Consider the following 11960-nt stretch of genomic DNA (forward strand, 5'->3'; position numbering starts at 1 on the left):
GCTATGGCCACCATCAATCAGGTCATCGATCAGGAAACTGCCCAGATGGTCGCGGAAGAAATGGGTCACAAAGTGACACTGCGCCGCGAGAACGAGCTGGAAGAAGCGGTAATGAGCGATCGTGATACCGATGCAGCAATGGAATCCCGTGCGCCGGTCGTGACCATCATGGGTCACGTTGACCACGGTAAAACGTCCCTGCTGGACTACATTCGCTCCACTAAAGTCGCCTCTGGCGAAGCGGGCGGCATTACCCAGCACATCGGTGCTTACCATGTCGAAACCGACAACGGTATGGTGACCTTCCTGGATACCCCGGGCCACGCCGCGTTTACCGCAATGCGTGCTCGTGGTGCTCAGGCAACGGATATCGTTATCCTGGTTGTTGCTGCGGATGATGGCGTGATGCCACAGACCATCGAAGCTATCCAGCATGCCAAAGCGGCTAAAGTGCCGGTTGTGGTTGCGGTGAACAAGTGTGATAAGCCAGAAGCCGATCCAGATCGCGTTAAAAACGAACTGACTCAGTACGGTATCATTCCGGAAGAGTGGGGCGGCGAAAACATGTTCGTTAACGTTTCCGCAAAAGCCGGAACCGGTATCGACGACCTGTTGAACGCCATCCTGCTGCAGGCTGAAGTCCTGGAGCTGACCGCTGTTCGTCAGGGTATGGCCAGCGGCGTCGTGATCGAATCCTTCCTGGATAAAGGTCGTGGTCCTGTTGCTACCGTGCTGGTTCGTGAAGGTACGCTGAACAAAGGCGATATCGTCCTGTGCGGCTTTGAGTATGGCCGTGTGCGTGCGATGCGTGACGAGCTGGGCCGTGAAGTCCTGACTGCGGGTCCTTCGATCCCGGTTGAGATCCTGGGCCTGTCAGGCGTGCCTGCTGCCGGTGACGAAGCGACCGTGGTTCGTGACGAGAAGAAAGCGCGTGAAGTGGCGCTGTATCGTCAGGGCAAATTCCGTGAAGTTAAGCTGGCGCGTCAGCAGAAATCCAAGCTGGAAAACATGTTTGCTAACATGACCGAAGGCGAAGTTTCCGAGCTGAACATCGTGCTTAAAGCGGACGTACAGGGTTCTGTCGAAGCTATCTCTGACTCGCTGATGAAGCTTTCCACTGATGAAGTGAAAGTGAAAATCGTTGGCTCTGGCGTCGGCGGTATCACCGAAACTGATGCTACGCTGGCAGCGGCTTCCAACGCTATCCTGGTTGGCTTCAACGTGCGTGCCGATGCATCTGCGCGCCGCGTGATTGATTCAGAAAGCCTGGATCTGCGTTATTACTCCGTCATCTATAACCTGATTGACGAAGTGAAGCAGGCGATGAGCGGTATGCTGGCGCCGGCATACAAGCACCAGATCACCGGCCTGGCCGAAGTGCGCGACGTGTTCAAATCACCTAAGTTTGGCGCGGTTGCCGGCTGTATGGTGACGGAAGGCAACATCAAGCGTCACAACCCAATCCGTGTACTGCGCGACAACGTGGTTATCTATGAAGGCGAGCTGGAATCCCTGCGCCGCTTCAAGGATGACGTTAACGAAGTCCGTAACGGCATGGAATGTGGTATCGGCGTGAAGAACTACAACGATGTGCGTGTTGGCGATATGATCGAAGTCTTCGAGATCATCGAAATCCAACGTACCATCGCTTAATGGTTGCCTGACCAACCTGTTCGGGAGGCCTTTGCGCCTCCCGTATTTATTTGGAGAGAATAATTATGGCGAAAGAATTCGGTCGCCCGCAGCGCGTCTCCCAGGAACTGCAGAAAGAGATCGCGATTATTTTACAACGCGAGATCAAAGATCCGCGTCTGGGTATGATGGTCACGGTTTCCGGTGTGGATGTATCCCGCGATCTGGCCTATGCAAAAGTGTTCGTAACCTTCCTGAACGATAAAGACGAAGACGCCATCAAAGGCGGCCTGCGTGCGCTGGGTGATGCTTCAGGCTATATCCGTTCACTGTTGGGCAAAGCGATGCGCCTGCGTATCGTGCCGGAGCTGACCTTCTTCTACGATAACTCGCTGGTAGAAGGCATGCGCATGTCTAACCTTGTCACTAACGTAGTTCGCAACGACGCCGAGCGCCGTGGCCCTGCGGAAGACGACAAGGAGGAGTAATGAGTCGCCCTCGTCGTCGCGGACGCGATATTCATGGCGTTCTGCTGTTGGACAAACCTGGTGGCCTGTCATCCAACGACGCGCTGCAAAAAGTAAAGCGGCTGTTTAACGCCAACCGGGCGGGCCATACGGGCGCGCTCGATCCGCTGGCGACCGGCATGCTGCCCATCTGTCTGGGCGAAGCAACCAAGTTTTCCCGCTATCTGCTCGACTCCGATAAGCGCTATCGCGTTATCGCGCGCTTAGGTCAGCGTACTGATACTTCTGATGCGGATGGGCAGATCATCAGCGAGCGGCCGGTGAATTTCACCGAGGCGCAGCTTGAAGCGGCGCTGGAAAGCTTTCGGGGCGAAACCCAACAGGTGCCGTCGATGTATTCCGCGCTCAAATATCAGGGGCGTAAGCTCTATGAATATGCGCGTGAAGGCGTTGAAGTGCCTCGTGAAGCACGCAGCATTACCGTTTACGAGCTAAAATTTATTCGTCTTGAAGGAACGGAGCTGGAGCTGGAAATCCACTGCTCTAAAGGGACTTACATCCGTACCATTACGGACGATCTAGGCGAGATACTGGGCTGCGGTGCGCACGTGATTTTTCTGCGCCGTCTGCAGGTAGCTACCTATCCGATTGCCGCGATGGTTACGCTGGAGCAGTTGCAGGCGCTGAGCGAAGAAGCCGCGCGTAGCGATCGCCCGGCGGCAGAGCTACTCGATCCGCTACTGATGCCGATGGACAGCCCGGCAGAGGCCTACCCTGAAGTAAACTTGCTCGTCAGCGCGGCGGCCTGGTTCAAACAGGGGATGCCGGTGCAGGCGGCGAACGTACCGGCTTCCGGGCTGGTACGCGTAACGGAAGGTGAAGCGCGTAAATTTATCGGCATGGCAGAAGTGGCTGAAGATGGCCGCGTAGCGCCGCGTCGACTGGTAGTAGAATATTCCGACGCATCATTTGCGAAAGCCACAGGCTCAGAGTAGAATGGCGCGGCTTTACATTGGGTGGCTGAATTAGAGATCGGCGCCTGTACATTTATCTTAAAATTTGGAGTAGTAAAATGTCTCTAAGTGCAGAAAACAAAGCGCAGATCGTTGCTGATTACGGCCGTGATGCTAACGACAGTGGTTCTACCGAAGTTCAGGTTGCTCTGCTGACCGCTCAGATTAACCATCTGCAGGGTCACTTCTCTGAGCACAAAAAAGACCACCACAGCCGTCGCGGTCTGCTGCGCATGGTTTCACAGCGTCGTAAGCTGCTGGATTACCTGAAGCGTAAAGACGTTGCACGTTACACCAGCCTGATCGAGCGTCTGGGTCTGCGTCGCTAAGTCTTGCAGTCTGCTTTCCTCTCTCTTGTCATTCGTGGCAGGGAAAAATGGAAAAAAGGCAGATTTGTACGAGTTTCGCTAAAAAGGGGCCTTTATGGCCCCTTTTTTCAGTGAGGCGGCAGCAATCCAGGTCAAACTATTGTATTGTTGCTGGGTGTGATCTTCAGTTGCAGAGGTTCGCGCGGCTAATGAGAGGCTTTGTCCCATAAGGGATTAGGGTTGTCATTAGTCGCGAGGATGCAATGAGGATTTAAGAGTCACGGCAGGAAAAATACTTGCCAGGAACGTTAAGGACATAATTTTGCTGAATCCGATCGTAAAAAAATTCCAGTATGGTCAGCATACCGTCACGCTTGAAACCGGTATGATGGCTCGTCAGGCCACCGCTGCCGTTATGGTCAGCATGGACGACACCGCCGTATTTGTGACCGTTGTCGGTCAGAAAAAAGCCAAGCCGGGTCAGGACTTCTTCCCTCTGACCATCAACTATCAGGAGCGTACCTACGCTGCTGGTCGTATCCCGGGTAGCTTCTTCCGCCGTGAAGGCCGTCCAAGCGAAGGCGAAACGCTGATTGCGCGTCTGATTGACCGTCCGCTTCGTCCGCTGTTCCCGGAAGGCTTTGTTAACGAAGTCCAGGTGATTGCCACCGTGGTTTCCGTTAACCCACAGGTTAACCCGGATATCGTTGCCATGATCGGTGCTTCCGCTGCGCTGAGCCTGTCAGGTATTCCTTTTAACGGCCCTATTGGTTCTGCTCGCGTAGGCTATATCAACGACCAGTACGTGCTGAACCCAACCAGCGATGAGCTGAAAGAAAGCAAGCTGGATCTGGTTGTTGCCGGTACCGAAGGTGCCGTGCTGATGGTGGAATCCGAAGCCGAGCTGTTAAGCGAAGATCAGATGCTGGGCGCCGTGGTATTTGGCCACGAGCAGCAGCAGGTTGTGATTGAAAATATCAAAGCGCTGGTTGCCGAAGCGGGCAAGCCTCGCTGGGAATGGCAGCCGGAAGCCGTTAACGAAGCGCTGCACAGCCGTATCGCCGCGCTGGCTGAATCCCGTCTGAGCGATGCTTACCGCATCACCGAAAAACAGGAGCGTTACGCTCAGGTTGACGTGATCAAGTCTGAAACCACCGCAGCGCTGCTGGCGGAAGACGCAAGCCTGGACGATGGCGAAATCAGCGACATCCTGCACGGCCTGGAAAAGAACGTGGTGCGTAGCCGCATTCTGCGTGGCGAGCCGCGTATCGACGGTCGTGAAAAAGATATGATCCGTGGTCTGGACGTCCGCACCGGTGTGCTGCCACGTACTCACGGTTCCGCGCTGTTTACGCGTGGCGAAACTCAGGCGCTGGTAACGGCTACGCTGGGTACCGCGCGTGACGCTCAGAACCTGGATGAGTTGATGGGTGAGCGCACCGACAACTTCCTGTTCCACTACAACTTCCCTCCGTACTCCGTAGGTGAAACCGGTATGGTAGGCTCGCCTAAGCGTCGTGAAATTGGTCACGGTCGTCTGGCGAAGCGCGGCGTGCTGGCTGTGATGCCGAAAGGCGATGCGTTCCCGTACACTGTGCGCGTCGTGTCTGAAATCACCGAATCTAACGGCTCGTCTTCTATGGCTTCCGTTTGCGGTGCGTCTCTGGCACTGATGGATGCAGGTGTGCCGATCAAAGCGGCCGTAGCCGGTATCGCGATGGGTCTGGTTAAAGATAACGATAACTTTGTTGTCCTGTCTGACATCCTGGGCGACGAAGATCACCTGGGCGATATGGACTTCAAAGTAGCCGGTAGCCGTGAAGGCATCACCGCGCTGCAGATGGACATTAAAATTGAAGGCATCACCCGTGAAATCATGCAGGTGGCGCTGAATCAGGCTAAAGGTGCACGTCTGCATATCCTGGGCGTCATGGAACAGGCTATCAGCACGCCACGCGGCGATATTTCGCAGTTCGCTCCGCGCATCCATACTATCAAGATCAGCCCGGACAAAATCAAAGACGTCATTGGTAAAGGCGGCTCGGTTATCCGTGCGCTGACCGAAGAAACCGGCACCACCATCGAAATCGAAGATGACGGTACGGTGAAAATTGCGGCGACCGACGGCGACAAAGCGAAATTCGCTATTCGTCGTATCGAAGAAATCACGGCAGAAATCGAAGTGGGCCGCATTTACAACGGTAAAGTGACCCGCATCGTGGACTTCGGTGCTTTCGTTGCCATCGGCGGCGGTAAAGAAGGCCTGGTGCACATTTCTCAAATCGCTGACAAGCGCGTAGAGAAAGTCACTGACTATCTGCAGATGGGCCAGGAAGTGCCGGTGAAGGTACTGGAAGTTGATCGCCAGGGCCGTGTGCGCCTGAGCATCAAAGAAGCAGCCGAGCCGGAAACGGCAGCGGCACCTGCGCCAGAAGCTTCAGCAGAATAAGCAGCACACTAAGCTCTCCGCGGCGACGTGGAGAGCTGTTCCATCGCGAGGACAGGACGACACCTTGTGCACGGCAGGCGGATGAAAGGATTATCATCCCATTGTTTGTATTTGGGAGTGGTGAATGAAGCCTTTTTTGCGCTGGTGTTTCGTTGCGACAGCTTTAACGCTGGCAGGATGCAGCAACCCGGATTGGCGTAACAACGAGGTTTTGGCTGTTCCGCTACAGCCTACGTTGCAGCAGGAAGTGATCCTGGCGCGCATGGAACAAATACTTGCCAGTCGGGCATTAACCGATGATGAACGCGCACAGCTGTTATATGAGCGCGGAGTGTTGTATGATAGTTTAGGTTTGAGAGCACTGGCGCGAAATGATTTTTCACAAGCGCTGTCTGTCAGACCGGATATGCCGGAAGTATTCAATTACTTAGGCATATATTTGACGCAGGCGGGCAACTTTGATGCCGCCTACGAAGCGTTTGATTCTGTACTTGAGCTTGATCCAACTTACAATTACGCGCGTTTAAATCGCGGAATCGCACTCTACTACGGTGGAAGATTTAAACTAGCGCAAGATGATCTGCTGGCGTTTTATCAAGACGATCCTAACGATCCTTTCCGCAGCCTTTGGCTCTATCTCGATGAACGCGAGATGAGCGCCGACAAGGCAGAAGTGGCGCTGAAACAGCGTTACGATAAAGCGGTCAGAGACCAATGGGGATGGAATATTGTCGAGTTCTACCTGGGCCGTATCAGCGAAAAAACGCTGATGGAGAGGCTCAAGGCGGACGCAACGGATAACACCTCGCTCGCTGAACATCTCAGTGAAACCAACTTCTATTTAGGTAAACATTACCTAAGTCTGGGGGAGAAGGACAACGCAGAAGCGTTGTTCAAGCTGACGGTTGCCAACAACGTCCATAACTTTGTTGAGCACCGATACGCATTGTTGGAGCTGGCGCTACTCGGCCAGACACAAGACGATTTATCAGAATCTGACCAGCAATAGCTGACGAACTTTTTTTGTCCTGATTTTTGAAATGTCATCATCTTCACGGGTGAGGGCTTTCTTGTTCGTCGAAACCACTAATTTGAGCCGGTTCACACTTTTTGATGAAAATGACTGAATGTTTTCACGACGAGTTATGTAGACTGGCCGCCGCAATCTAAGAGGCACGTGTACTACATGACTGAAATTGAAACCACTTTTGCTGACCTGGGTCTGAACGAATCCATCCTTGAATCACTTAACGGCATGGGCTACGTCAAGCCATCTCCGATCCAGGCAGAGTGTATCCCACATCTGCTGGCGGGCCGTGACGTACTGGGTATGGCACAGACCGGTAGCGGCAAAACTGCAGCGTTCTCGCTGCCCCTGCTACACAACATTGACAGCAACCTGAAAGCACCTCAAATCCTGGTGCTGGCACCAACTCGTGAGTTGGCGGTTCAGGTTGCGGAAGCCGTAACTGAATTCTCTAAACACATGCGCGGTCTTAACGTAGTGGCCCTTTACGGCGGCCAGCGTTACGACGTACAGCTGCGTGCACTGCGCCAGGGTCCACAGGTTGTTGTGGGTACGCCTGGTCGTCTGCTGGACCACCTGAAACGCGGCACGTTAGACCTTTCTAACCTGCGCGGCCTGGTGCTGGACGAAGCCGATGAAATGCTGCGTATGGGCTTCATCGAAGACGTTGAAACGATTATGGCGCAGATCCCGGCCGATCATCAGACCGCGCTGTTCTCTGCCACCATGCCAGAAGCGATTCGCCGTATTACCAAACGCTTCATGAAAGATCCTCAGGAAGTGCGTATTCAGTCAAGCCTGACCACGCGTCCTGATATCAGCCAGAGCTACTGGACCGCTTACGGTCGTAAGACCGACGCGCTGGTGCGCTTCCTGGAATCAGAAGATTTTGATGCGGCAATTATTTTCGTGCGTACCAAAAACGCTACGCTGGAAGTAGCTGAAGCGCTGGAGCGCAGCGGCTATAACAGTGCAGCGCTGAACGGTGACATGAACCAGGCTCTGCGTGAGCAGACGCTGGAGCGCCTGAAAGATGGCCGTCTGGATATCCTGATCGCTACCGACGTAGCGGCACGTGGTCTGGACGTTGAGCGTATCAGCCTGGTCGTGAACTACGACATCCCAATGGATGCCGAATCTTACGTTCACCGTATCGGCCGTACCGGTCGTGCGGGTCGTGCTGGCCGCGCGCTGCTGTTCGTTGAGAACCGCGAGCGTCGTCTGCTGCGCAACATCGAACGCACCATGAAGCTGACTATTCCTGAAGTAGAGCTGCCAAACGCAGAGCTGCTGGGCGAGCGTCGTCTGGCTAAGTTCGCCGCTAAGGTTCAGCAGCAGCTGGAAAGCAGCGATCTGGAACAGTACCGTGCGCTGCTGAGCAAAATGCAGCCTGCGGAAGAAGAGCTGGATATCGAAACGCTGGCCGCTGCACTGCTGAAAATGGCACAGGGCGAACGTCCGCTGATCGTTCCGGCAGATCCGGCTCCACGTCCGCGTCGTGAGTTCAAAGAGCGTGACGATCGTCGTGGTGACCGTCCAGACCGTGGTCCTCGCGAAAGCCGTGATGGTGCCGAGCGTCCACGTCGTGAACGTCGTGACGTAGGTGATATGGAAGTTTACCGTATTGAAGTGGGTCGTGATGACGGCGTTGAAGTTCGCCACATTGTTGGCGCTATCGCTAACGAAGGTGATATCAGCAGCCGCTACATCGGCAACATCAAACTGTTTGGCACGCACTCTACCATTGAGCTGCCAAAAGGTATGCCGGGCGACATCCTGTCTCATTTCACCCGTACGCGTATTCTGAACAAGCCAATGAACATGCAGCTGATTGGCGATGCTCAGCCTCGCAGCAACGATCGTGGCGGTGAGCGTCGCGGTGGCCCGGGTGCGGGTGCAGGTCGCGGCGGTTTCGGCGGCGCACGTAGCGAAGGTGGCCGTAGCGAAGGCGGTCGTCGTTTCAGCAACGAGCGCAGCGGTAGCGGCGAACGTCGTCCTGGCGGTTTCAGCCGTGACGGTCGCAGCCCACGTCGTGAAGACGGTGCAGCACCGACTCGTCGTCGTGATGCCTGATAACCGATAGCTAGTCTGATGCCGGCCACGTAAGTGGCCGGCATTTTTTTTGCCTTTTTAAACGTGCTGAAGAAACAGAGAGAGGCTAACGGCCCGCAGGGTAGCCGTTTTGTTGGGGTGGTAGGGCGGGAAAGAGGGTTTCCCCGCCCGATCGATTACAGCGAACGGTAAGCTTCCATCGTCAGCGCGAACGAACGTAGTCTCGCCTCTTTATCAAAAATCTGGCCATTAACCATGATTTCATCCGCCTGCGTCTCACGCATAAGCGCGGACAGGCCGTGACGCACTTTGTCCAGATCGCCCACTATCGACATGCTTAACGCCTGCTGCACGCCATATTGTTCCGATGGCGACCACAGGTTATCCATGTTTTCTACTGGCGCAGGCAGCGGTCCTGGCTGACCACGGCGTAAGTTAACGAACTGCTGCTGCATCGAGGTAAACAGGAAGCGGGCGTCACGCTCGCTGTCGGCGGCAACCACGTTGACGCAAACCATCGCGTGCGGCTGCGCAAGACGAGCCGAAGGCTTAAAGTTTTCGCGATAAAGGTGCAGCGCCTGGAACAGCATATCGGGCGCAAAATGCGAAGCAAAAGCGAACGGCAGACCCAGCTTCGCCGCAAGCTGAGCGCTGTACAGGCTTGAGCCAAGCAGCCAGACGGGAATTTTCAGGCCCAGACCCGGTACCGGCTGGACGGCAGGCGCTTTGCCCGGTTCAGCATCAAACCAGCCGACTATCTCTTCCACATCCGCCGGGAAATTATCTATATGGCCGCTCATATGGCGACGCAGCGCCATCATGGTGCGCTGGTCGGAGCCGGGCGCACGTCCCAGGCCTAAATCAATTCGCCCTGGATAGAGCGACTCCAGCGTACCGAACTGTTCGGCAATTACCAGCGGCGCATGGTTCGGCAGCATGACGCCGCCGGAACCGAGCTTTAACGTGTTGGTATTGGCGGCCAGGTAGCCAATCAGAACCGACGTCGCCGCGCTGGCGATGCCGGTCATATTGTGGTGCTCAGCCAGCCAGTAGCGGTTGAAACCGAGTTTTTCCGCCTGCTGTGCCATGGCCAGCGAGGTGTGAAAAGCGTCACGCGCGGTCGCGCCCTGAGGGATAGGGGCCAGATCGAGCACGGACAGGGAGGCATTTTTTTTATCAGACATAATCGCTCACTTTATTTCCAGGCTACGCGCCTGCGCAAATACACAGCCTAAGCGATCTTCGGGCAGGCAGATTGGCAATTTGCAGCACTTTACGCCAGCCCGGGACCTGAGGAAAGATAAGTATGCCTTTCCTAAAACGAATGACGCCTGTCCGGTTACGGTGGCCTGATGCGGTTACTTCACCAGCGTCAGACCGGCCACCTGCCGCCAGTAACCGTTACAGTGCTGCTGGTCAACCAGCGTTAACGGTGCATGGCCTGTTTCATTCGCGTGAAAGGCATTTATCACTTCCAGCGTGTCGGTACCCTGCGGCGAGAAGCGGACAATGTCCACCATGCCCTGCATGGAAACCAGATCGTTGCCTAAATTATAGCAGTAGCCGCTCATGGTCTGAATGCCGTTCAGCACAAACACTTGCTGATCCTCTTGTGAGCGCACCGTTCTACCTTGCGGGTAGTTAATGCAGCAGGTCTGACAGTCGTCTTTGCTGCGATCCTCCGCGCGCGCCGTAAAGCAGCGGGCGGAGAGGGCCAGCGGCAAATAGCCATACCCCAGTACTTCTACCTCGAACCGGCCACGGATCCCCAGTTCTTCGCACTGTGTTAATAGCGCGCAGAGCCAGTCGCGTGAAAGCTCGACCGGCATACACCAGCGCACCATCCCCAATTTATTCAGCAGTCGCAGCGTCATGGCGTTGTAGCAGTTCAGCGCATGACCGGCGACAAAAGGCAGCCCGGCTTCGGCAGCCATATTTACCGTGCCCATATCGTTGGCTTCAATCAGGAAGTCACCGTTATCGACGTAGCGTTTCAGCTCGGTCAGTTCCGAAGATGACTCAACCAGCGCCAGCGTGCTTAGCGCAACCTGCTTGCCCGCGCTGACCAGCTCTTTCGCCAGCCCCATCCAGTCGGCGAATTTTACGGCACGGCGTTTGCTGCACACGGCCTCACCCAGATAAATAATGTCGGCCTGACTGGCGGCGGCCACCTGATAAAAGGCGTACAAATCCTCTTTTGGCCAGTACCAAAGCACCGGCCCTAACGCATACTTCATGATTTTTCCTACTGCCATTGACGATGGTAAGCGCCCAGCGTGGTTTGCGTACCCTCGCTCAGGGCGCTGAGCGCGGACATCCAGTTCTGCTGCACGGCAAAATTTTGCGGATCGGCCTTGCAGTGGTCGATCGCCTGCCGCCAGATTTTCGTTACCTGTTCGACATAGGCCGGGCTGCGCTGACGACCTTCTATTTTGACCGAGGCAATATTCATTCCCAACAGGGCCGGGAGCAGCTCAAGCGTATTCAGGCTGGTTGGTTCCTCCAGGGTGTGATAGGGCGTTTCCTCAACTTTATAACGTCCTTTGCACAACGTAGGGTACCCGGCGTTTTCATGTGCGCTGTAGCGATCGATCAAGACGTTGTTGAGGCGTGATTCCAGCCCTTCCGGCGTTTGCTGCCAGCGGACAAAACGCGCGGGCGAGCAGGCGCCTACGGTATTGGGCGACTCGCCGGTCAGCCAGGAAGAGAGATAACAGCGCCCCTCGGCCATAATACACAGGCTGCCGAAGGCAAAGACTTCAAGCGGGACGGGCGACGTACGGGCGAGCTGGCGAACCTGGTGCACGGAAAGCACGCGCGGAAGCACCACCCGCGCTACGTCAAAGTGGCGCTGGTAAAATTTTATCGCTTCGGTATTGGTGGCAGAAGCCTGAACGGAGACGTGCCGTTCAATATGGGGGTAACGGCGGGAGGCATATTCCAGCATAGCAATGTCGGCCAAAATGAGCGCGTCCACGCCCGCATTGGCCGCGCTATCAATAGCCCTTTCCC

General features: G+C 55.4%; 11 protein-coding genes. 8 read left to right on the forward strand and 3 right to left on the reverse strand.

Annotated features, from left to right (window positions below; all coding sequences use genetic code 11):
- The 8 genes from infB to RTK32_RS11890 all read left to right on the forward strand — a co-directional run.
- Positions 1-1653, forward strand: a 1653-nt coding sequence (gene infB / locus RTK32_RS11860; RefSeq protein ID WP_312044170.1) for a translation initiation factor IF-2, incomplete at its 5' end; no start/stop codon positions are given.
- A gap of 65 nt (positions 1654-1718) precedes the next feature.
- Entirely contained in the window at positions 1719-2120 is a 402-nt protein-coding gene (rbfA, locus tag RTK32_RS11865) for a 30S ribosome-binding factor RbfA (RefSeq protein WP_312044172.1), read from the forward strand.
- Entirely contained in the window at positions 2120-3094 is a 975-nt protein-coding gene (gene truB / locus RTK32_RS11870) for a tRNA pseudouridine(55) synthase TruB (RefSeq protein ID WP_312044174.1), read from the forward strand. Before rbfA ends, truB begins: the two co-directional genes overlap by 1 nt.
- Positions 3095-3171: 77 nt before the next feature.
- Positions 3172-3441, forward strand: a complete 270-nt coding sequence (gene rpsO, locus RTK32_RS11875; protein ID WP_125287118.1) for a 30S ribosomal protein S15 — start codon at positions 3172-3174, stop codon at positions 3439-3441.
- 301 nt (positions 3442-3742) lie between these two features.
- On the forward strand, positions 3743-5869 hold the full coding sequence (gene pnp, locus RTK32_RS11880; protein ID WP_312044176.1) for a polyribonucleotide nucleotidyltransferase: 2127 nt from the start codon (positions 3743-3745) through the stop codon (positions 5867-5869).
- Between the two features lie 124 nt (positions 5870-5993).
- Positions 5994-6878, forward strand: coding sequence for a lipoprotein NlpI (gene nlpI / locus RTK32_RS11885; protein ID WP_312044178.1), 885 nt, complete (start codon positions 5994-5996; stop codon positions 6876-6878).
- 104 nt (positions 6879-6982) lie between these two features.
- Positions 6983-7039, forward strand: a complete 57-nt coding sequence (gene yrbN / locus RTK32_RS21335) for a protein YrbN (protein WP_106382000.1) — start codon at positions 6983-6985, stop codon at positions 7037-7039.
- A gap of 16 nt (positions 7040-7055) precedes the next feature.
- The gene (locus RTK32_RS11890; protein WP_312044180.1) at positions 7056-8969 is read left to right on the forward strand and encodes a DEAD/DEAH family ATP-dependent RNA helicase; all 1914 of its coding nucleotides are present in this window, start codon (positions 7056-7058) and stop codon (positions 8967-8969) included.
- 155 nt (positions 8970-9124) lie between these two features.
- Here RTK32_RS11890 and RTK32_RS11895 read toward each other — a convergent pair whose 3' ends face one another.
- From RTK32_RS11895 to RTK32_RS11905, 3 genes are all read right to left on the reverse strand, one after another.
- A complete protein-coding gene (locus RTK32_RS11895; protein WP_312044182.1) occupies positions 9125-10132 on the reverse strand; it encodes a luciferase-like monooxygenase in 1008 nt (335 codons plus the stop codon).
- Positions 10133-10306: 174 nt separating this feature from the next.
- Positions 10307-11203: a U32 family peptidase gene (locus RTK32_RS11900; protein WP_312044184.1), complete on the reverse strand. Its 897-nt coding sequence runs from the start codon at positions 11201-11203 to the stop codon at positions 10307-10309.
- A partial coding sequence (locus tag RTK32_RS11905; RefSeq protein WP_312044186.1) for a U32 family peptidase occupies positions 11194-11960 on the reverse strand: 767 nt, incomplete at its 5' end. The genes RTK32_RS11905 and RTK32_RS11900, both read right to left, overlap by 10 nt.

Source organism: Erwinia sp. (genome assembly GCF_031978025.1).
Lineage (GTDB): Bacteria > Pseudomonadota > Gammaproteobacteria > Enterobacterales > Enterobacteriaceae > Erwinia.

Excerpts from the sequence above, each read along its gene's own strand:
- rbfA (WP_312044172.1), top strand. The coding sequence starts at position 1,719 with ATGGCGAAAGAATTCGGTCGCCCGCAGCGCGTCTCCCAGGAACTGCAG.
- truB (WP_312044174.1), top strand. The coding sequence starts at position 2,120 with ATGAGTCGCCCTCGTCGTCGCGGACGCGATATTCATGGCGTTCTGCTG.
- rpsO (WP_125287118.1), top strand. The coding sequence starts at position 3,172 with ATGTCTCTAAGTGCAGAAAACAAAGCGCAGATCGTTGCTGATTACGGC.
- nlpI (WP_312044178.1), top strand. The coding sequence starts at position 5,994 with ATGAAGCCTTTTTTGCGCTGGTGTTTCGTTGCGACAGCTTTAACGCTG.
- RTK32_RS11890 (WP_312044180.1), top strand. The coding sequence starts at position 7,056 with ATGACTGAAATTGAAACCACTTTTGCTGACCTGGGTCTGAACGAATCC.
- RTK32_RS11895 (WP_312044182.1), bottom strand. The coding sequence starts at position 10,132 with ATGTCTGATAAAAAAAATGCCTCCCTGTCCGTGCTCGATCTGGCCCCT.
- RTK32_RS11900 (WP_312044184.1), bottom strand. The coding sequence starts at position 11,203 with ATGGCAGTAGGAAAAATCATGAAGTATGCGTTAGGGCCGGTGCTTTGG.